This is a genomic window from Jiulongibacter sp. NS-SX5, from assembly GCF_052828545.1.
In genome coordinates this window covers 1,637,944-1,660,608 of the sequence record NZ_CM128248.1, presented here as the reverse complement: position 1 = coordinate 1,660,608, position 22,665 = coordinate 1,637,944, and the positions used below count along the sequence as shown (strand labels likewise).

General features: G+C 39.3%; 16 protein-coding genes. 6 read left to right on the top strand and 10 right to left on the bottom strand.

Annotated features, from left to right (window positions below):
• Positions 1-4 precede the first annotated feature (4 nt).
• On the top strand, positions 5-553 hold the full coding sequence (locus tag ACUXV0_RS07460) for an SRPBCC family protein (protein ID WP_446192453.1): 549 nt from the start codon (positions 5-7) through the stop codon (positions 551-553).
• A 318-nt stretch (positions 554-871) separates the two neighbouring features.
• Positions 872-1,921 (top strand): succinylglutamate desuccinylase/aspartoacylase family protein, encoded by a 1,050-nt coding sequence (locus ACUXV0_RS07455; RefSeq protein WP_446192452.1) that lies wholly within the window; start codon positions 872-874, stop codon positions 1,919-1,921.
• Between the two features lie 31 nt (positions 1,922-1,952).
• Here ACUXV0_RS07455 and ACUXV0_RS07450 read toward each other — a convergent pair whose 3' ends face one another.
• Positions 1,953-3,965: a hypothetical protein gene (locus ACUXV0_RS07450; RefSeq protein ID WP_446192451.1), complete on the bottom strand. Its 2,013-nt coding sequence runs from the start codon at positions 3,963-3,965 to the stop codon at positions 1,953-1,955.
• A gap of 97 nt (positions 3,966-4,062) precedes the next feature.
• Positions 4,063-4,521 carry a hypothetical protein gene (locus ACUXV0_RS07445; protein WP_446192450.1) on the bottom strand — a complete coding sequence of 153 codons (459 nt, stop codon included), beginning with the start codon at positions 4,519-4,521 and terminating at the stop codon, positions 4,063-4,065.
• A 128-nt stretch (positions 4,522-4,649) separates the two neighbouring features.
• Here ACUXV0_RS07445 and ACUXV0_RS07440 point away from each other — a divergent pair, with 128 nt between their 5' ends.
• The gene (locus ACUXV0_RS07440; protein WP_446192449.1) at positions 4,650-5,300 is read left to right on the top strand and encodes a response regulator transcription factor; all 651 of its coding nucleotides are present in this window, start codon (positions 4,650-4,652) and stop codon (positions 5,298-5,300) included.
• The gene (locus ACUXV0_RS07435) at positions 5,287-7,071 is read left to right on the top strand and encodes an ATP-binding protein (protein WP_446192448.1); all 1,785 of its coding nucleotides are present in this window, start codon (positions 5,287-5,289) and stop codon (positions 7,069-7,071) included. Before ACUXV0_RS07440 ends, ACUXV0_RS07435 begins: the two co-directional genes overlap by 14 nt.
• Before the next feature lie 110 nt (positions 7,072-7,181).
• Here the strand turns inward: ACUXV0_RS07435 and ACUXV0_RS07430 are convergent, their stop codons facing one another.
• The 8 genes from ACUXV0_RS07430 to ACUXV0_RS07395 all read right to left on the bottom strand — a co-directional run bounded on the left by ACUXV0_RS07430 (position 7,182) and on the right by ACUXV0_RS07395 (position 16,403).
• Positions 7,182-7,601: a hypothetical protein gene (locus ACUXV0_RS07430; protein WP_446192447.1), complete on the bottom strand. Its 420-nt coding sequence runs from the start codon at positions 7,599-7,601 to the stop codon at positions 7,182-7,184.
• A 76-nt stretch (positions 7,602-7,677) separates the two neighbouring features.
• On the bottom strand, positions 7,678-8,523 hold the full coding sequence (locus tag ACUXV0_RS07425; protein ID WP_446192446.1) for a helix-turn-helix domain-containing protein: 846 nt from the start codon (positions 8,521-8,523) through the stop codon (positions 7,678-7,680).
• Positions 8,524-9,011: 488 nt separating this feature from the next.
• On the bottom strand, positions 9,012-10,679 hold the full coding sequence (locus ACUXV0_RS07420) for an ATP-dependent nuclease (protein ID WP_446192445.1): 1,668 nt from the start codon (positions 10,677-10,679) through the stop codon (positions 9,012-9,014).
• Positions 10,680-10,748: 69 nt separating this feature from the next.
• Positions 10,749-11,339 (bottom strand): Cap15 family cyclic dinucleotide receptor domain-containing protein, encoded by a 591-nt coding sequence (locus ACUXV0_RS07415; protein ID WP_446192444.1) that lies wholly within the window; start codon positions 11,337-11,339, stop codon positions 10,749-10,751.
• Positions 11,339-12,229, bottom strand: a complete 891-nt coding sequence (locus tag ACUXV0_RS07410; protein WP_446192443.1) for a nucleotidyltransferase domain-containing protein — start codon at positions 12,227-12,229, stop codon at positions 11,339-11,341. Before ACUXV0_RS07410 ends, ACUXV0_RS07415 begins: the two co-directional genes overlap by 1 nt.
• Positions 12,230-12,919: 690 nt before the next feature.
• Positions 12,920-14,014 (bottom strand): hypothetical protein, encoded by a 1,095-nt coding sequence (locus ACUXV0_RS07405; RefSeq protein ID WP_446192442.1) that lies wholly within the window; start codon positions 14,012-14,014, stop codon positions 12,920-12,922.
• Positions 14,015-14,615: 601 nt separating this feature from the next.
• A complete protein-coding gene (locus ACUXV0_RS07400; protein ID WP_446192441.1) occupies positions 14,616-15,428 on the bottom strand; it encodes a mechanosensitive ion channel family protein in 813 nt (270 codons plus the stop codon).
• Between the two features lie 36 nt (positions 15,429-15,464).
• The gene (locus ACUXV0_RS07395; RefSeq protein WP_446192440.1) at positions 15,465-16,403 is read right to left on the bottom strand and encodes a mechanosensitive ion channel family protein; all 939 of its coding nucleotides are present in this window, start codon (positions 16,401-16,403) and stop codon (positions 15,465-15,467) included.
• Between the two features lie 399 nt (positions 16,404-16,802).
• Between ACUXV0_RS07395 and ACUXV0_RS07390 the strand changes: the two genes are divergently transcribed.
• Both ACUXV0_RS07390 and ACUXV0_RS07385 read left to right on the top strand, forming a co-directional pair.
• On the top strand, positions 16,803-20,369 hold the full coding sequence (locus ACUXV0_RS07390; protein WP_446192439.1) for a hypothetical protein: 3,567 nt from the start codon (positions 16,803-16,805) through the stop codon (positions 20,367-20,369).
• A complete protein-coding gene (locus ACUXV0_RS07385) occupies positions 20,359-22,647 on the top strand; it encodes a hypothetical protein (protein ID WP_446192438.1) in 2,289 nt (762 codons plus the stop codon). The genes ACUXV0_RS07390 and ACUXV0_RS07385 overlap by 11 nt, the downstream gene beginning before the upstream one ends.
• Positions 22,648-22,665: the final 18 nt, after the last annotated feature.

Genomic DNA, 22,665 nt, shown 5'->3' with positions numbered 1-22,665 from the left:
ACACATGAAAAAGATGACAATTATAGGAATACTTATCGCCGTTGCGATCGCTTCAATTCTTGTATATACCACTGCCCAAAAAGCACGTGAAATCAACATACAGAAGTCAGTTTTAATCAATGCTCAAATGGCAACAGTTTTCAATGAGGTGCTTTACCTGGAAAACTTCCCGAAATGGTCGCCGTTTCTGGAGGCAGACCCCACTCAGCAAGTGGAAGTCAAAGGGTCTGATGGCCAGGTAGGAGCACAGTATCATTGGCTGGGCAACGGAGGTAAAGATGTAGGCTATCAGGAAATCAAGGAAGTAGAGCCTTTCAAATTCATAAAAATGGAGTGTGATATCCAGAAGCCATTTAAGGCTAAGCCGGTTTTTGAGTACCGATTTGAAACAGTAGGCCATCAAGTTAAAGTGACCCAAGACTTTCACCTGAAATCCTCTTTTATGAGTGCCTTTTTTATGTCGGCCTTCGGAGTGGTTAAGGATATGGAAAAGACGAATGAACGTGGGATGGAGTTGCTGAAGATAGTGGCGGAAGGGGAGAGGGAAGATTGAAGTTGGGAGTAGGGAGTTTGAAGAGGGTAGAGGGGAGTTTGAAGTTGGGAGTAGAGGAGGCAGTAGGGAGTAGGGAGTAGGCAGTGAGCAGTGAACAGTGGGCAGTTTACGACTCTTAGCCCAAAGCCGATTGCTTATAGCAGATAGCCGACCGCCGATAGCCGATTTTGGAGAAGTAAGTTTGAAGTAGGGAGATGGAAGTCATTTTTTTTTAGCCGACCGCCGAAAGCCGAAAGCTGACTGCCGACAGCCAAATTGGCAAAAGGAACAAGGATCGCTTATATTAGCCCATATTTTCAGGAATAATATAACGACTACATGCTAAGCCTAAAAAAATCACTTACCACTCTTCTCTTCATTTTTATGCTAGGTGGACTCCAAGCCCAGGAGCAGATATTACACAAAATCAAATTCAATAAACGCGGAAGCCGAGAGGACTTTGAGGTTAAATTCGTGGATAAAGACCAACGCGAAACCAGCCTGCCGGTGGTCTTACTGAAAGGAAAAAGAAGAGGCCCCATTTTTACCATAGTAGCCGGAGTTCATGGGTACGAGTATCCCCCGATTATTGCAGTGCAAGAACTCCTGGAAGAAATTGATCCTCAGGAGTTAAGGGGCTCTTTGGTGATATTGCCTTTGGCTAATAAGTCCTCGTTTTATGGCAGATCGCCTTTTGTTAGTGATCTGGATGGGGTAAATTTAAATAATGCCTTCCCGGGTGACCCCAATGGCTCTGTAACACAAAAAATAGCAGCCTTTATCAGTAAAGAGGTGATACCTTACAGCTATGGCTTTCTGGACATACATGGTGGCGATGCCAATGAGGATCTATTGCCCTTTGTATGTTATTATAATAACCAAAACAGACCAAACGAAACCTCTACGGCGGCCAATATGGCGGAGGCCAGCGGTTTTGAATATGTAGTGTCTTATCCTTACACGCTGCAGCCTACTGACTCCTCGAAATACGCTTTTAAGGAAGCTTCACAATTTGGTAAAGTAGCCCTGAGTATCGAGTGTGGTAAGCTCGGCAATGTACAGGAGGAAGCTGTGGCAAAAATTAAAGATGGCGTTTACCGTATTTTGGATTATATGAATATGGTGGAGCTGGAAAACGTAGAGCAGCATACTGTAAAACGTTTAAACAAACAGTCCTACATCAAAGCAGAACACCAGGGCATAATTTTCAGTGACTTAAAAGCCGGAGATGAAGTAAAAAAGGATCAGCCAGTGGCCTTGATTAAGGATGAATTTGGGAAAGTCATTCATGAAGTTAAGTCTCCCGCCTCCGGTATTATTCTATACAAAATAGGAACGCCACCCGTGAATACCGGTGAAACCATCATGTGTATCGCCTCTGAAAATTAACCTTTGTTTGGCTTAGATAGGGGTATCTTATTTATTGCCCAAAAGTTTCTAAAACGGCTCCTGCTTCTATGTCAATTACCGCACCGGTGTCAAACAAAATACGGTTATACTGGACTTTTGTTCCTGCCGGTAAAACCATTCTTCCGGAATTTTGATCTACAGTAATATTGTCACATACACCTGGTACAAGGTTTAGGGGCCAGTTATTTCGGTCAAAGAAATCAGTAGAAACGCCAGAAGCCAACCAGTCGTTTCTAAAACCACATACCGGTATGCTCTTTCTACTCACTTGTAGAATTCTTGAACAGCCGGTACTGCGGGTTACTTCGAAAAAGTAGGCGTCAGTAATGTTTACATTCTGTTTAGGGGTCCAAAAAAAGATAGGAGGAGAGCTCCCAGGATGTTGGGTGAAAGAACCAACAGAGCTTCCCGGAGACAAGGTTTCTGTTGAAAATAAACTGTCAGGAAAAAGAGAAAAGAAGTTGTCTGCCTGTGCCGGGAAATAGTTTTTCAAAGACACCGAAGCTGTACCTGTCAGGTCCTCATAAATAAGACCTTCATTGATAACATCTGTGGGTTCCACATTGTGATTCATATCGTAGATAATTCCCTTATTTTCTAATGGATGCGACGAGACTTCCAGACCTTTGTCTAAAGTTATCAAACCACATTCATCATTACGAATTTTATCAAATAACCCGATTTTAACGCTGGTAGCAGCATTTGAAACATGTATTTCGCCAGTATTGATCATGGTGTCATTATCTTGCCAAATGCCAATTTCATCAAGACTACTTATCACTATTTTTCCGGCATTTGAAACATCGCCCTCTCCTTTGAAAGCCCACCTCTGGGTTCCTATAGCCTTGTTAAGACTTCCGGTAACGTCTATTTCACCGAACTCATCATTATAAAAAGAACCTGAATGATTGATTTTGATTGCAGTGCTCCATGCATTATTGATCAGTATTTGGCCAAAATTCTGAATTGACCCTGCTGACAACAATCCACTAGCCTCATCATTGAGGTCAAGATTTACAAGACCAAAGTTTTCGAAAACGCCAGAATCAAATGTAAATAGAAAAGTACCTCTGAGATTACTACTACCACAAATGGTGTCAGCCTCAATTACCCCTCCGGTTTCATTAACAAAATACCCGGAGTCATATATGTATATAGAATATCTGTTTTCACTTAAACACGGTTTTAATAAACCGTAATTAATAAAGCTGGCTGTGCTGGAAAAATTTATTATCAAATCCCCTGTGATTCCTTTTGGCTTTATTTGACCTGAATTGATGAAATTACCAGAATTAACCAGCCGACTAAAAAGGTCTATTTTACCCGAAGATTGATTGGTAAAACTATGTGGGCCTAATGAATAGTTTGCAATACCATATTGCGTGACAACTGAGATTTCAATGTCTCCATAATTTAAAAAATCAGCATCATAGGAATTCAATATTCCAATTCCGGCATTGGGACTGTTAAAAAGAATGAAACCATAATTTTCAATTTTACCATAATTATATATTGCCGTTTGATGGGCCGCATTCTCAATCATAAATGAGGAGTCCTCTTCAAGCTTCATTTCTGAATTTCCTGAGATAGCGAGTCCGCTAAAACCGGAGCCTCCCGAGATTCTTAATCTGGCAGAATGCTTTAGCTCAAAGTATGAATTTGCATTGACTCCAAATGCATTTTCTGCGTTGAATATTGAAATAAAACCCAGACAATACATATTTGAATTACCCATGTGGATTGCCCAGTTAGCATTTGAGAACCCATTCGTTTTTAACTCGGCTCCTGAGACGATATATAGAGCTGCTGAGCTCATTTTTAGTGATTTAACTTCTACCTTACTATTTAGTACCACCGAGTCTGAATTAATGACGACATCTTCAGATGTCTGCGGCATTATGGTTGTGTCCCAGTTTTTTCCATCTTCCCAGCTTATGCCGTCTCCGGCTCCGATCCAGGTGACGGTAGCGGCTAGAGGCTTACTTGCAATAAGTACACATAGTATGAATAAATGTATTCTCATAAAACCGATCTTTTGAGTAGTTATGGGCATATAGTTGATGCTGATGCCTGTCGGCAAAAAAAGAAGAACACTTGTTTGAATTTAAAGCAATTTTAAATCAAGAGCCGCTTGATATTGCATGTATGGTCAGCGTTTGCGAAGGATCACTATTTTTCAATATCACTTCTACTTCACCATTCTTATGGCTAAGAGAGTTTCCGTCTGAATCAGAGCCGGTTATCTCGCCCGAACTGTTTTTACTTAAGGGAACTACAGGGACAATACTCGTAGATTCGTCAGATAGGCCGAAACTCTCTGCGGTTTGAATAAAGGTAAAAACTACTCTGGCGTCGGTCTCCGAAATTCTAACTATGTCGATTTTGGCAGTAGCGGTAATGCCGTCTACTGTTACAGGTAGAGCAACTAATGTACTACCCACGAGATAATAATCTACCTCATATTGGCCACTGACCTGATCTGTAAGGGCGGGTTCGGGCTCGGTTTTTTCACAAGCGGTAAAAAGAAATACACTCATTAAAAGTGCATAAACAGAGATTAGTGTGATGTTTTTATTCATGACTTTGGGTATTTGACAATTCAAAGCTCCCAAAAGTCGATACACCAAAACATACTGTAAGTAGGTAATTTTAGGTTAATGCCCTATTTGTGTATCTTGGTCTTTGACTTGATAAACAGACTACTCGTTTGATAAAAATAGCCATCGTTGATGATCATGAGATTTTCCTGAAAGGTCTGGAAAGGTTATTCAATACCGAAGAAAATATTGAAGTCATCGCTTCTTTTGATAATGGTGAATCTTTGCTTCGCGAGGTACACGACCTAGATGTTGATGTCTTGCTCTTAGATATTCAGTTGCCGCTTTTTCAACCGGAGGAACTTCTAATAGAGATCAGGAAGCTTCGACCTCAACTTCCGATTTTATACCTGACCATGATCAGAGGAACGCGAGTATTTCGAAAACTAGAAAAACACCAGATTCAAGGTTATATCCTTAAAGATGCTGCGGTAGAAGAACTAAAGAAGGCCATAGAAATGGTAGCCAGGGGCGAAACCTATTTTAGTCTTGATCATCATTTTGAGGAGGTTGGTTCCGGGTCAAACACCGTTACCACACCCGCAAACAAACTGGCCGAGCTCCTTTCTCCACGCGAATATGAAATCTTGAAAATGGTATGTCAGGAGTACAGCTCAGCAGAAATAGGGGAGAAGCTCTTTTTGAGTAAAGGCACTGTAGATACCCACCGAAGGAATATTCTGGTGAAACTTGGAGTAAACAATACCGTGGGTATGGTAAAGTTTGCTCTGCAAAACGGAATATTACATGAAGAAGATTAGTCTGCTTTTTTTCTGGCTCTGCTTTTTTAAAGTTGCGGCTCAAAATACTCCAGAGGAATGGGATCACTATATTTCATCGATAAAATATCTGGATATTGCCAATAAGGATTCTATTCCACATTGGTCTGCAAAACTGGCGGCTTCAGGTTATCCTCGAGCAGAGGCATACGCCCTACGCTTGAAAGGATTTTATGCTGATTTCGAAGATAATCGCTCAGAAGCCCTGGATTGGTACCTGAGATTTCTGGAGGCAAGCAGGGAACTGCAAAATCCTGATGATGAGCTTTCTGCAGTTTCAGATCTGGTTTATACCTATTTGATAGCCGGGCAACATTTGGAGGCCAAAAACCAAATAATGCAGCTCCTGGCCAGATATGAACCCTCAGATTTTAGTCCGAAGAGGTTGGCCGTAATCTATAATAACCTTGGCCAATGTTACCTGAAAGAGCAAAAGTCAGATTCAGCTCTAGTCTATTATAATCGCTCTCTGAAAATCAAAGAAGACATTGGGGATATGCCCGGAATCGCAAATTCAAAAATCAATCTGGCAGCTCTTTATGTCCGGCTTGAAAATTTCAATGAGGGCTTAAAACTGAGCAATGACAATCTGGAATACCTTAAAAATGAACCTTCAACTGACCTATGGTATAACTTGATCAATAAGGCAGGTGCACTGCATGGTTTAGGGCGAAATATAGAAGCTGAAAAAGTGCTGCTGAACGCTATGCAGCTCGCAGATTCGTTGGATTTTAAAATGCAAAAAGAGCGGAGCCACAATCACCTCTCTGTATTTTATTACGATAATGGAGATTTCAAAAAAGCCTATGAAGAGCTTTTGAAAAGCAATGAATTGCAAAATGAATTGCTCAATGAGCAAACGGCAGATAAGATTGCCGAACTGCAGGAGGCCTATAATGCCAAAGAGCGTGAACAGGAAAATGAGCTTCTTTCGGCTCAGCTTGAGGCTCAGAAAAACAGGCAACTATTACTTCTGATAGGTGTGTTAGCTCTTGCCTTGCTGGCTGGGATTATTGGTTTTGCCTATCAAAAAAACCGGAAGAAAAATGCTCTCATTTTATCTCAAAATGAGAAACTTACGCAACTGAATTCTGAGAAAAATCACCTGATGTCAGTGGTTTCTCATGATTTGAGCAGTCCGTTTTCGGCCATTAAGCTTTGGGCTCAAAATTTATCAGAAAGTTCAAAAAATGATCTCAAAGAATCAGAAGAAATGATTCTTAAAACGGCTGATTTTGGATTGAAAACCATCCAATCGATTTTAACAATCGATAAAGATGAAATGCATCCAGTACGTCTTGAAAAAGTGGATTTAGCTCTGCTTTTTAAAGATTTAGTCAGTCGTTTCAAGCCTTTGGCTGATACTAAAAAGATTGACCTGAAGGTCCGTGTAGAGCAAGACCTGGAAGAGCTTTTGACAGATCGATCGTTACTTTTTAGAGCTTTGGAAAATCTATTGTCAAATGCTGTGAAGTACTCGGAGGCCGGTACTGAGGTGATTTTGAGAAGTTATGAACAAAACAATTTCCTATGTTTTGAAATCAAAGACCAAGGCTCGGGAATTGAGGAGCAAGAACTGAAAACACTTTTTGATCGATATAAAACCACCTCAAATCAAACTACGGCAGGCGAGCAGAGCTTTGGCTTGGGTCTGAGTATTGTCCATAGAATAGCCGGTGAACTGGGAGGCAAAATAGAGGTACAGAGCACCCCGGGCCAAGGTTCTGTTTTTACCTTGTTCGTTCCTGTTTAGGGATTCATAAGGGAAAGTATCGTTGAAATGACAGTTTACATATGCCCATTGTCTGAATTATTCCTTCACTATTAGACTTCTGTGCAATAGAGTTTTACGTGTTTGAAAGCTTATCTTTTGATTTTACTCTTATTCAGCCAACTGTTTAAAATAGCTAAAACCATAAAGAGAACTGGTATAAAAGGAGGTTTTATTTTTAAGGGTAAAACATCATTTGGGACATCTGGATGAGTATGAACGTAAATGGCAACGAGCATCATAAATGCGATGGAAACGTTAATCAACGTAAAGCCCAAGTAAAATGACTTTTTAGGGATTCTTTTTTGAAAAAGTACCAGAATGATTAGAGCAAGTCCGCTTAAAATTTCCCCAAGCTGACCAGCCCAATAACTAAATTGCTGAAATGGCAATTCACTCGTGACCACTTGTGTTTTGTACCACAGTTTAAATGGATTGATGAATTTCAAGGTGCCAAAGGCAAGCATAGATACGCCTAAGAATATACTGATGTTTTTGACTGACTTTTTCATAAGCTCTGTTTTTTTCTACAAAAGTCAGACGGAGTGTGCTTTTCTGTGAGGATGAATGGTTCTAAAAACAGGACTTTTAGGTCACTTTGTACTTTTTCCTGTACTTGGTAGGTGTATCTCCCGTTTTCAACTTAAAAAGTCTTGTAAAATAGGAAGGGTCGCTGTAGCCAACTTCAAATGCAATTTCTGAAATATCTAAAGTGGTGGTGACGAGTAAACTTTTGGCTTTTTTCACTCTGCTGGTTCTAAGGTATTCTCCGGGAGGCATAGAGAACTGCTTTTGAAACGCTCTTTTAAAAGAGGAAAGACTCATACCAGAGAGTTTGGCTAATTCTTCTATTGATGTAGTAGCATATAAATGATTATGAACCAGATCTGTTAAATCAACTTTATTCCTTGTGAAAATGCTTGTAAACAAGTCGTTTAGGCTTTGGAATTTTCCGGTCTGTAGAAGTAATTGGATTAACTCTTTAATTTTTAAGGATAATAGTTCATCGTTGATCAGTAAAGGGTTTTCAAAATAGAATTCCAGATGATCTATAAACTGAAGTAGAACCTGATCTTTTGCAATAGGTGTAACGTGGTTTAATCCTTTAGCATTTGACGCCGAAATGGGTAACTCTTGTTTATATAGCTCTGCCAGAATGGAGGAAGGCAAATGAAATGCAATAACCTCGACTTGTTCATCAGTTTCATTGTTCACCCAGTCCACAAAATAAGCTCCACATTTCAGTAAAAGTGCCTCTTTATGGCTTATCGTCTTGGTTTTAGCTACAGAGGTGACTTGTGAGTTTACGTTTTTCATAAACAAAAAGCATCCTTCGTTTTGAAAAGATGCCTCATACCTAAATGGTAGCTTTAGCGTGATTTTTTCAATCACTGTAATGTCTTTATACGAAAATGATTTTCTGGATAAAATCATATAGGCTCAGACCTGGGTTTCTTATTGGCTTATTTTATAATGAAGTCCATTTGTCGGGGTAAAATTATTGTAATTTTTTTCTTCATCAGGATAAACCTTTAATAGCAGAGCTATCAAAGATATTCTACATAATTATCAAGGAGAAAATAGTTTTAAAAGACGATTTTGACTGAAGCCTTAAGTAAGTTGAAACTATATGGAGGGTGATTTTCAATCTGGAGGAATAGGGCTGGCTTAGGAAAGGCATGAAGTAAACCTAGCCTACCGCTCACGGTAATGTACACGGATGCACATTAAAACTTTTTGTGAATCATATATTCAATAAAGTGATAGACAAAGGTGTTTGGTGTGAATATATGTTTGTCAAGAAGCGTTGACTATCATTTTTTCTCAAATCTAATAATCAAGGTTTGGTTTTGAAATAAAATACATCGGATGATGATATCGATCGTCTCTCTGAGGAACAGAAAGATATGATCTGATGTTATTCATAGGCTTTCATCCAAAAAGCTTTGAATGTCGATCATTTCTTTTAATTCTCTAAAATACTTCCAACCTTCATCATCGTCTTCAAGTTGCCGTAATCTGTCAGCTACAGCTTTGGCAACTATTGGTTTAGAATTACCCAATCTCTCTCGCTCTTCCCCTTCAATAACTGTATAATTCACAAATGTATTTCGCATTGTAGTTTCGAAATCATTTCCAAAAATACAGTAGTTGTCTCCTATGTTCCAATCGTCTGTAGCTATTAGTTCTTCAATCTCTTCATCAGGTATTCCAATAGTTTTTAAGGCTTCCTTTCTCTTTAATTCCTTCTTATCATCTTTGTGGTCATTATCAAAACATATATATACCATAATTTCATAGCTTTTAAAAAATCGCCACCATTTAGCTAAATTTCCTTTACCTCCAACTCCAATTACAGCAATTCCTTCTTTCAGTGTATCAAGTCCAACTGCTTCAAGGTAAATTGGAAGAGTCATTTCCTCTGTTTCACCTTCGACTAAGATTATATGAGTACTAAATAGTCCATTTAGTATATGAGGTTTGCTATGAGATGCATAGAATGGCACTATTGTATCAGGGGTTGCTTTAACTGCTCCTGTATCAATACACAATTGAGTGAGCTTATTTCTAGTTGTATTTTTGACTAAAGTTTGACCCTCTTTTCTGACTACATAAATACCATCAAGAAAATTCAAATCAATAAAATATGGACTATGTGTAGTAATTACTATTTGCAACCCATCCACAGCCATTTTGTACATTTGTTTAGCTAACCACCTTTGTGCTAAAGGATGAAGATGTGCTTCAGGTTCGTCGAGAATAAATATTAATCCGTTATTCAAAAATGATTTTGCATATGCATGGGCAAATGATAATGCAAGAATTTGTTGTTGACCAGTGCCAAGTTCCTCTATTGCTCTTGATTCGCCTCCTTCGGTAGGGTGGACCTTTAGTGTTTTAAAATAATTGCTTGGATCATATGCTGAAAAGTCAAATTCAAGAGCATGTGACATATTTGACATCATCTCCCCAGCAATGGTAGACATATTTTTACTAAACCTCTTGAATTCAGGAACATCCATAAAGGTGTCCTTAATGTGACCAAACAAAATTTTTAGCGTTTTTACTATGTTTTCGTCATCTGTTAGTTTATCGTGAAAGGCTTTTGTAACCTTTGATAGTAGTGTGAATTTAGAAGCATAACTTAATTGGTAAGATAAGTTTTGCTCCGCATTGACAATTACACAAAGTAATTCCTCCCTAATCAAATTGCTTACATAGATATTTTTATTTCCATCTTCTGCTTGAATAGCTGCAAATTCATTCTCCTTTTGTTTTACACATGTAAAACTAAAGCCACCACAAGTGAATTCTCCTTGTCTACCTAACCTATTGTTAAACCCTGAAACTTCAGCATCAATTACTACTTTATTTTTAGGATTTCTTTGAAAGTGATCGTAGTCATCCAGTTTTTTATATTTTGGATGATACTCGCCAAACATAATATCAATTGCCCTTACAATATTAGTCTTACCTGAATTATTTTCTCCTAATATGATTAATGGTGAATCTATGGGAAAATTTATTTCTACTGGTTCTTCTCCAATAGATCTGAAATTCTCAATCGATATAGATTTTAGTCTCTGCATTTATTTTTTGCTTATGTATTACGGTCTGTGTATTGTGCGTATCCCGCAGGGTATGCACTATTCACCATGTTAGGCAACGTTTTTTCTTTTTAGTTTGATTTCGCCTGTAGTTTCTCGGTCTGTCCAATACTGTCCTTCCATTTCATTGACTTTAAAACCTTCAAACATTAATAGTGTCGAACCGTAATGAATCTCACTTCTATCCCGTACACTTGATTTGGGTGTATTTATATAGGAGTAAATCAGCTGTTCTAATCCACGGTCTTTTTCAATATCAAATGAAGCTCCGATAATATGGCTTCTACTTTCGTTTGTTTTAATCTTTACTTGAACATTAAAAAATGTCTGAGTTATTTTTATTTCAGTAGGAATTGGGTCGAGAGATTTTTCTTTCCAATTCGATTTAAGTTCTCCTTCCCATTCGCCTGATAAATTTGGAAATGGAACAAGCCAAGGATAAAATATTTTCCATTTCCACATCCATTTTATAAACAAAGACCATAAAACAACATTGATTGAAATTGTGGTTGAAACGTGAGCCAAAGCCTTGTTAAAATCAATACTGTCAAGGTTTTGAGTAGACAGAAAGATTAGTCCGTAGGTCAAAAATGCCAAGCCTAAAATCGTAAATGCGAATACTCTAATATTATATGTTACCATTATTTAAATTCTAAATAATTCCATGCTTGAACCATAAATTCGTTAACATCTTGCCTAGACCATTTCCGTGCTCTAAATAGGTATAAAAGCTCTGATACTTCTCCCCATTCACCACATGTTTCATCTGTTTTTGTGTGTTGATATAAGTAACGAATTGATTCTTTAAGTCTGTCAGTCCAAGTAGAGTAATCATTGAAATAAGAATCCGGAACATTCCATACAAGACACTCAAGAAGAAAGGAAGTTATATTTTCACTAACCGATTCTCCGTTGTTTATCATGTCATATCTTAAATTTCTAAAGATTCTCGTGAGTCGCTTAAATTTTCTTGAGGTCCTTGCATTTTTTTTCTTTCCGTTGTCAATATGCTGTATTGGATAATTTACTACCCAACTATAATCGTCAGCTTGAAATTTAGCTCCGAGGTGATAATTAGTCGAAGTGTCATATCTTCTGTAATTCCAAGTTGGAACAACATCAGTTTCAACTCTGTAAGAATTCCCTAAGACGGTAATACATTTATTTTTCCGTTCAATGTTTTCAGACCCAAATTTGTTGATTAGGGCTCGTTCAATGTCATTTTTAAACTTCATTGCTGAATATTCCATCTCTGAATCGAACCCAAAATCAGACCTTGTTTTTCCTTCTGGTAAATCGAAATAGAATCCACCTGTAAATCGTACATTTATGTCGATATCACTGTTGTTTCGAACATTAGTATCATTTGCATAGGAACCTTGACCAAAGACTTCCGTTTCGAGTGACTTTATTGTTTCGTCTTCTGAAAGTGCGTCTTTTACCATTTTCAAAGCATTCTGAAGTTTAGTCTCTTCAGTATCACTGGCTGGTCTTGTCCAATTCGATAATGTCTCTTCAGATTTTCTTGCCATTTCTAATTCTAATGTTGCCTAACATGCGGGTTAACGAATGTCTCTTTTCCTATGGAAAAAGGAATGTCGTTAATTGCAACTGTAAGTTTTTTCGTTTAAGTGTCTAATTATCACAGGTAAACCCAGGTGTAAGCATTTGTTGTCGGATGGGGTTGTGGCATGAATTTGCTTTTTCTAACTCAAAGTCCTTACATCAATGGGTTTGTCTCAATTTATAAAGAATTAAATCAGGATAGGTGTTTAACTTATCTAACGGTAGGTGTTTTTTGAGGCTGGGGCTATTTGGCAGTTAACTTTTTGCATCTTAAAAAAAGAAGATTTTACGTTCATCGGGGGATGGATAGAGTGCTACCGTAGAAGAATATACTAGAGGAAAAGAAAAGGGTAGGGTGGTGTGAAAAAAGAAAAGGCAGCAGCCCTGCTCCTGAATGTAAACACATTCAAAAAGTCATAGCTCCTGCCTCTGGTATTTCCTGCACAAAATAGGAACGCCGCCCGTTTACAGATTTGAAACCAACCTGTGTTTCACCTCTGAAAATATGGCTAAGTATGCTTGTCCATGTTGTGAGAAATTTTTAGGAGTAAAGCCGAATACCTGGATAAAGACTATTTCTCATGATGCAAAGATCTTTTGACGTTTTTGGTAAATGAACTAGGAGTCGCTGTATTTGTCAATTCTGATAACATATGTTACTCTATCGAAATACAGCATCCATGAACCCAACCAGTGCCTCCATTTTCTAAGTAAGCTTCAAACCAGTAATCATCTATACTTTGGCCTTTTATTTGCACCGTAGTTTTGGAAACACTTCTATTACCAGTTAATGGATAATGATCTCCTGGATTCATAGAGTCTATTCGATCAGCGTCAAGAGATGGTTTGTTTCTGACTCGTAAATTTGATACTTTGATTTCAATAGATCGATCTTTTAAATCAGACTCGTAAACAATCATATTTGGATTGTTGTGACCGTTCCCATTTGTAAATATTTTAAATTGGAAGGTTGAAAACACGGCTAACAATAGGACACAAAATCCAACTACATAAGGTCTTCTTTCCCTTAGGATTTTTCGTTCGAAAAAATTTCCATTTTCTACAAACGGGATTTTTATCGAACTGTATTTATCTACAAAAAGACCAAGGGTAGTTGCAAAAATTACAAAGTATATCAAGGCAATATACTTTTCTTCTCCAGTTCTTTGCATTTTCATCATCGAGTTGGTAATCACACCTCCGATGTTTAAATCATAGATTAGGTAGGCAGAAAATAACATTCCCAGAATAGCCACCCAATGTGTTTCTCTTTTTCTGACTATGTACCAAACCAATAAAATTAATGGTGCAAGGAAAACTGCTACCAATAATACGAAAACAGCAATGGATACTATAATCCCCCATTTTACCAAGAAGAAAACTGTAGAAATGTCATCTTCAGTTTCAAAAGAGGAGCTTCTGTTCTCATTTCTACTTCTCTGAGAGTAATCTCTCCCAAAAAATCCTTCTTTTTTGTATTTGTCTTTTTCTTTGTAGTAACCAGTTTTATCATTAAAAAAGAAACTCTTTTCTCGAATATCTCCTTTCTCATCCTCATACAAACCTGTTTTTTGGTCAAAATTTAACGCATTAGTTTCTCTGACATATTCTCCATTATCATTTATATAATATCCTGTTTTTTCATCATAAGCAGGATTTATCCTCTCCATAATGTAACCCTGTTTGTCGACATAGTACTTTTTCTCATTATTTTGTAAAGATTCGATTATTTCTTTGATGTCTTTTTTCATAGCATACTGGTATTAAAATTTGGCAATGTCCAAGTCGCCGTTTGACTCTATTCTGGTGGAAAATGAGATTTCGTAATCACATATTGTAGTTAATAAGTGTCTTGTAATTGTGGGTAATTCAAAAGTTAACGTTTGTTTTTGGATAAGGATGCTGCATGGTTTTAATTGGTATGATTTAATAACCTATTACCAAAAGGGTTAAAACAATTTATGAATAATTGATTTGAAAAAGCTGTATTAATTATTAAACGGTATATGTTTTTTTTAGGCCTAGGTTATTAAGTGGTCTGCCTGTTCATGCTTGAAAATGAATGTGTTATCATAAGTGCGTGATGGAAAATGAAGCTTCGAATGGCATGAACAATGACAAATTCTCTGATGGAAAAAATGTTACCGTAAAAGATTATACTAGAGGAAAAGAAAAGGGTAGGGTAGTGTGAAAATAGAAAAGGCAGCAGCCCTGCTCCTGAATGTAAAGTCATTCAGAAAGTCAAAGCTCCTGCCTCTGGTATTTCCTGCACAAAATAGGAACGCCGCCCGTTTAACAGACCTGAAACATCTTGTGTTTCACTTCTGAAAATAGGACGAAATATGCCTGTTATTAGTTTTGGTGCACGTGTACATCCATTTGCGGGAATGGGATATTGAGCCCTTCCTGTGCAAAGGTTTCGTAAATCTTCTTGTTCATATCAAAGAACACTCCCCAGTAATCTGATGAGTTAACCCAGGCACGCACCACAAAATTGACCGAGCTGTCTCCAAGCTCAGAAAGAGCTATAAAAACCTCAGGATCTTTAAGTATACGTTCATCTGCGTCACATAGATTTTTCATGACTTCCATGGCCTTATTGGCGTCATCGCCATAACCAATGCCCACGGTCCAGTCCACCCTGCGGCGTTCTTCCTGAGAGTAGTTTTTCAATGACGAATTTGATAATTGACCGTTAGGAATCACGATGGTAACATTATCGGGTGTCTTCAGAATGGTATTGAAAATCTGAATCTCTCTCACCGTACCCCCATAGCCTTGGGCCTGTATATAGTCTCCGGTTTTGAAAGGTTTGAATAATAAGATCATCACGCCACCAGCAAAGTTTTGCAGCGTACCCGACAAAGCCATACCTACGGCCAGCCCAATGGCACCCAGCACTGCCACAAAGGAGGTCATTTCAATCCCCATAGTACCCAAGACACTGAGTACAAGCATCACTCTTAACAGCGTGCCGATGAGTCCTTTCAGAAATGGTTTTAGTGATTCATCCACGTTTCTTTTATCCAGCATTTTCATGATGCCGGATGTCACGGCTTTCACCACCCAAGAGCCGATGATAAGTACCGCAATGGCACCTAAAAGCCGGGGGCCGTATTCTATAATGACCGTTGAAATTTGACTGATGATTTTGTCTGTATCCATATAAAGCTTAAAAATTTGTGTTTTGTTGATGTACGTTTATGAGCCTTGCGGCGATGATTCTGTTTCGTTCGATTGTAAAGCCACTCTGGTTCTTGGGAGGCTCATCGGGTAATTATTTTGAATGAATTCAATCATTTTCTCACGGATATAAACCCTTAAATCCCAGGCCGTAGGCGAGTTTCTGGCACTCACCAAAATCCTGCTTTCCATGGTGGTTTCTTTGCTATCAGTCACCTGAAGCACATTTACATTTCCGTCCCAAAGCGGTGAGCCTTTCAGTAGTCTAGTCAGCTCTTTTCTGAGTTCATCAAGAGGAATTCGGTAATCGGTGTATAAGAAAACCGAACCAATGATATCGGCCTTGGTGCGGGTCCAGTTTTGGAAAGGCTTTTCCAGAAAATAGGTGGTAGGCAGCACCAGACGTCGTTTATCCCAGAGTCTGACGACTATAAATGTGAGGTTGATTTCTTCTATCCAGCCCCATTCGTTTTCTACCACCACAGCATCGTCTAGTCTGAATGGCTGAGTGATGGCTATCTGTATACCGGCCAGTAAGGCTCCCACAATCTTCTGGGCCGAAAGACCAATAATAATACCCGCGACACCCACAGAGGTGAAAATGCCCACGCCCACTTTTCTGATTTCAGGAATATTCAAAGCCACGAGACCAATGGCCCCTAAAACGATCATAAAGTTGACCACTTTGCCGAGCAAATTGATCTGCGTATGTACTTTCCGTGATTTGAGGTTGTCTTCACTGTCCAGATCAAATTTAGAAAGGAGCTTTTTCTTGAGGACGTGGATAATCTCCAGCGTACACCAGGCGGCCATGATAACGACCAAGATGCGTTTCAGGGTAGAATTTAGAAGTAGCCAATCGGGTACGTTTCTGGTGACGAAATTATCAGTGAAACTTATATAAGTTACAAAAATAAATAGCACCAGACTGATGATAAGTCTGCTGTATTTTTTCATGTTTTAATAGCTTTTCAGTCCAGTTACGACGATTCCGGGCATTCCGTTCAGAGAAAATAGCTAAATGACCAAGCTTCTTCGAATTCGTAAAAAAGATGTTCGTGGAGTTCAATTTTTTGTTGTTTTGGCTATGGGCTATGGGCGGTTGGCTTTGGGCTTTGAGCTTTGTGCTATGGGCGGTTGGCTTTCGGCTTTCGGCTGTCAGCTATCTGCATTGATAAGTAAACTTCCCACTTCTCACTCCCTGCTGCCTTCTCCCTATTGCCTACTTCCTACTGCAAACTGCCCACCGCTCACCGCCCACTGCCCACCCCCCAACCCCCCACTTCTCCATTTAACGGTAAAAAAATCCCTAATTACACGATGGCGGGCGGAGTGATCAATTGGGAACTTTGAGGTATGACAATAGCCGTAAAGAAACTCTTCCTTTTGCTGTGCTTTTTGAGCTGCCCTGTTCTAGTAAATGCAGCGTATTATGAGTGGACAGGTGCCGGAAATGGGACTAGCTGGGAAGACCCCGGCAACTGGAGTACCTTAACCGTGCCCGGAGCCAACTCCTCAGATACCGTACTGATCAGTAGTCCGGCTCAGGTGATCACGGTTTCCACCAATCGTACCGTGGGGTACTTGATCATGACTAAGGCGAATCTGGTGGTGCAGGCCTCATCGAGGTTTTCCTTACTGACTTATGCCTCTTCACCTGTAGACGATTACCAGGTTTTAATGATGAGTAATTCTGTGATAGAGGTGTACGGAGATATGAGCCTCAGATCCTCAGATGATCATTTTGCCGGTCATTTGACAGAGGCCTCAAATTTGATCGTCAGACCTTCCGGAAGTTTAAAAATAAGGCTGACTGACAGAGGTATAGAGGTAGATGCCAGCAGTACCCTTACCATAACGAATACCGCTGAGTTTAGTGGCACAGTAGATTCTCTGGCTATCCTGAATCATGGTCTTATCAATAATTTTGGTGAAATGCTGTTAAATGTCGGTCATGAAGGAATCGAAAATGACGGTACTTTCTACACCACAGACTCGCTTGCCATTATTGGGGTTTCCAATAGCGGGTACCGTGGTTTGGTGAATAGTGGCAACTTCCAAAACTCAGGGCAAGTCTTTATAGAAGGATTGCTCTTTAACGGAATCTACAACACTGGCTCAGTAGTTAATGAAGCTACAGGAAAACTGGAAATAAAGTATTTGTCAGGCTTTTTTACACCCGGAAGCACCTCATTTTATACCTCAGGTCTGTTTCAAAACAAGGGTGAAGCTACCATTCTGGCCAATTTACAGTATGGCCTGTTTAACCAAAATAACGTCGCAGGGATTTTCAACAGTGGTAACCTTAATGTTTCCTCTGCAGATTCCCTGAGTTTTGTCAATACTGGTAAGGCTGGTTCTGTTTCACAATTTACCAGCACCGGGCACTGCGATTTCGGGTATGGTCTCTTCAATAGTGAACATGCGGTGGTGAATTGGCAGTCCACGGGTGCTATTGACGGACCAAATGCCATTTTGAATCAGGGAGATTTTACGGTTGACGATTCCTTAAGTATTGATGCCGTAGAATTCGGGATTCAAAATGAAGGAGTTTTCACTGTGAACAGTGTTTTGACCTTTGAAAACGCAAAGAAAGCCATTACCAATAATGGGCAATTTGTTATTGGAGCCTCTGGCACTATAAATACCGGATTCCTTACCGCCAGTCTTGATAATTATGCACTCAAAATCCACTCTTCCTTTATCAATAATGGTGAGCTTACCATTCCTTCGGGTAGCTACGGGATTCTGAATGAGGACAATACGGAGGGCTTTGTCAATAACGGTGCTATGACCATTTCAGGAATCAGCTTTGATTTTATCCGAAATGAGGGATTGAACGCAGATACAAGCGTTTTTGAGAATAATGGCACGCTCATGCTCATGGAAGATGGCACACCGCATGATGATACCGGGAATGGGATCGTGAATAGTGGTAAAGCCAGGTTTACCAATACCGGTGGTATAGAAATGTCAGCCTTATGGTATGACTTTCAGAATATCGTTAATGGCTCCTTGTTTGAAAATTTTGGGGAGATAGACATCAAAGAAACGCAGGGTATTCACCTCAATAATTCAGGAACTTTTCAAAGCAATGAAAACTCGGTTGTCCTGCTGAACTGTGATGAAAACTTTAATGATTTCGGAATTCTAAATGATGGCGTTATGGCTCTGGATGGCGTGACACGCCTTATCTATGAAGATGCGTACAGCAGAAATCCACCTTTGATTCAGAACAATTCTACATTAACCAATAATGGACTCTTAGAGATTACTGCGGGAGGAGAAAGTGATGGGCTTGTGAATAATGGCACCTTCACCAATGAGGATAGTCTGGTGATGTTTCATGTCAATCATGCTATAGATAATCAAGGAGTTTTATTGTCAAAAGGCTTGGCCTTAATTGACTTAGATACTGTTTCATTAGGGATTACCTGTGGGACTAATTTTACTAATCAAGGAACCCTGAACATCAGAAATGGAGGTTCAGGTATGGCCTTGACCGATGGTCATGGATTTATCAATGAAGGTACCTTCCGGATAGAAGATATGAATGGTTATGCTGTTTCTATCGATGGCTTGGGTGCTACGTTTGTCAATGAAACATCAGGGGAAATAGAGATAAGTCTGGTAGATGCCAGCTTAATCACGGATGAAAATATAGTTAGACTAGAGGAGGGTGCGGTCACCAATAATGGAGTTTTTGAGATTCATGAGTCTGTAGGTACAGCTTTGAATATCATTGGTGGTGCGTTTACCAATAACGATTCGCTACTCCTGAGCCAAATTGAAGCACAGACCGTTGCGATTCAGGATGGTGGTACTTTTGTCAATAATTCCTATTTCTATCTCAGTGGCGAAAGTCAGGAAAACGCCACTTTATTTAGGGTTTATAGCGGCAGTCAATTTACCAATACCAGTACATTAGAATTGGAGGATGCCTTTAAAAATGGAATTAACGTCTCTGGTGAGTTTATTTCTACTGAAGGTTCGCTTGTAAAACTGACTAATCATACGAGAAATACGGGTACTCTTTTTAACGTTTCAAACACAACCAGTCCCGTCATTTACTATGGAGATGTGATTGCCGAAAATGCTCAAAACTGTCTCGTTTTTGCCGGAGAAGCAGAGAATCATGGTTTTTTAAACCTAAAGTCATGCGGTATGAGTATGGCTGCCGGCACCAATAAGCCTAAGGGACATATCCTTGTAAGTACCTTATCTATTATCGATAATAATGAAGGTATCGTGGAGTATTTCTCCGATGAAGTATTCTCCTTGATTGGCACAAATGTCATCACAAATTCAGGATTGATGATAGACCATGGTGATGCCTTCAGAAATATAAAATTTAATGATGGGGATGCCCTGGGTTTTCCGGTCTGGAATAAAGGCTTATTCATCTCACCATTTTACGGAGAGTTCTCTGACGGCATTAAAGAAACTTTGAATTTAAACTATACAGAGGCCGGGAGCCTGAATATCAGCGAAGATTGGTACACAGACCGGGAGAAGACAGCTGTAGCCGGTGCCTGGCATTTAACTGAACATCATTTTACTCCGTCGTCAAGTGCCATAGGTTTAGACAGTGTCTATTTTACCGCTAATCTTAGCGGCTCAGAGGAAGTGATTTTGGCTGTTCCGGTGAAAAGACCGACCATATGCCCACAGCCACAAATAACAAAAATTTTAAGAACCAAGACTGATCACGCATGGACAGATCATACCAGCTGGCGTGGCAATAGAGCCCCGGGCCATTGTCAAAAAGCTTCTTTTTCGGGTCATGAGGATATTTTCGTTCCGACAGGCTATAAAGTTGAAATCAATAATCTGGAGTTTATACCACAAATAGGTCCGGGAAGATTTCTTGAAGTGGAGTCAGGAGCAGTCTTTGAGACAAATCTATTACCCTATGAAGACTAAAATATCGCTGTTTTTGGCCTTACTCTTTGCACTCGTTTTTATGAGTTCACGGGCGGCCAGTATTCAATATACTTGTGTGAACGGTGGCTGGGATGAAAGTACCTGCTGGTCTGGCGGTGTGAAACCAACATCTACAGATGATGCCATTATTCCCATTGGACATACAGTTACTGTCTCTACTTTAGAGCATATCAATAGCGTGATTTGTACGGGAAATATAACCGTAGCCGTAGGGGGTAACTTTAACGTAAGTGGTACGCTAAACCTGCTTTCCGGAGGATCTAATAAAATTAATGTCTACGGAGTTTTTAATATTCTGGGTGGAGCTCTATCAACCAGTATAAATACAGAGGTAATTGTGAGGGCTGGGGGTATCCTATTTGGAGGTAATTCTAACTTTGATTGTATTACCAATAACGGAAAGTTTAAGGTGAACCAAGGTGCCGATGTTTTTATTCTCAATAGTATCAATACGGCTATTGTAAATAATGCACTTCTTATCAATAATGGAGTAATAGAGGTTTTTGGGGGTAATAAAGGCATTTTTACCACTGGTTATGATGGCGACAGTTTAATCAATAATCAGATCATCAAGATAAGTAACTGCAGCTCAAATGGAATAGAGAGCGATGGGGGCATCATACTGAATAATGACAGAATCAGGATAGAAGACTGTGGTGAAGAGTCGTTTTACGGGCATGGTGATAATAGTATCGGTGAATCCATACTTTGGAATTCAGAAGGTGCCAGACTGGAGTTCTTATGCGGAGTAAATAATGTAGATAGCCTCTACAATCAAGGTAAAATATACGTGTTTGGAGATAATGGTTATATTTCCAGAATTGGGTCTGGTTATAATCATGACAGCATTTACGTGTCTACTAAAAACTCCACCGGACTTTCTCTAGTAGATTTTGTCAATACCAGTGAAGGCGTCATTACCACAGATAGCGTCATTATTGATGATGGCAATACCTATAATTTTATTAGCAGTGGGAGGGGGGCTTTAAATCAGGGACAAATACATATCAATGGTAAAGGCGTGATTAAGGGATTCTATGGTGACGGAGGAGGAATTAATGAAGGTGAGATATTTATTGAGAATACCACCATCGGGCTCAACCTTAAAGAGTATCTCAATGCCTCTGAAGGGCATATTTACATTGATACTACTTCTGTTTACGGCGTATACGTTGAGTTTGATTCATCCAGGAATGAAGGTGAGATACATTTGAAAAACGCTGCTGGTGAAGGTATTGGTCTGTCTATTAGAAGTTTTGGTGAACTGTATAATAATGGACTCCTTCACTTAGAAAGTCATACCGATAGTTATTTGATCGAGAGCTATTCGGGTACTTTTGTCAATGAAGAAGACGGTCGGCTTACCGGCACTTATTCAGGAGACGAGAGCACTTTCCTGAATGACCGCACAGAATTCCTGAATCTGGGAACGGTAGATATCACTATAAACGGTGCAGATGCCAGAGGACTTGAGCTTACAGATCATCAGAGCCAGAAGTTTACCAATAAGGGAAACTTCTTTTTAAGAAATACAGAGCTTGGTAATGAAACCATGGCGAGTATAGAGGGACTATTGCTCAATGATTCCTGTGCCACTCTATTTTTAGGGGTAGGGCATACCCTAACTGCTACTGGTGAGATTTTGAATTATGGTAAACTTATTTTTGACGGCTCTGCCAATATTGAGAATATGAATGCCTTTGTGAATCATGGAGTTATAGAAAGCCTCAATGGCATTCACTCTTCAGAAGTGAGTCAAAACTTAGGCTTCATTAGTTCTCCTTTTTTTCACGGTTTAACCAATGGATTTATCTATAATGCCGGTATAGAAAGCGTGTTGCCAGTACCGAGTTCATGGTACAGTAATGCCTTTGAAACTACTGTTAACGGCACTTTTGATAGCATAGCTATGGACTATCAGGTTGCTGCAACAGATGCTGCAGATACCGTTTACTTTACCATAGACTATTTAGATATCTGTACTTCGCAAATAAGAAAGCCTGTGCTTTTGAATGAGAAACCTTATTGTTCAACGGTACAAACGAATACATTCAATGCAAGCCAAAGCGACGATTGGTTTTTAAAAGAAAATTGGTCTGCAGAATCAATTCCAAATGCCTGTGATATTGTTCTTATTCCTAACGGAATATCAGCAAAAGTTTCGTCAAATAATTATGCAGAAGCACTCCGATTAGAGGCTGAAACGGGCAGTGTCTTTGAAACGGAATCGGGTGCTGTTTTGGATGTCAAAAATTGAGGTTTTATCCTTCAATTC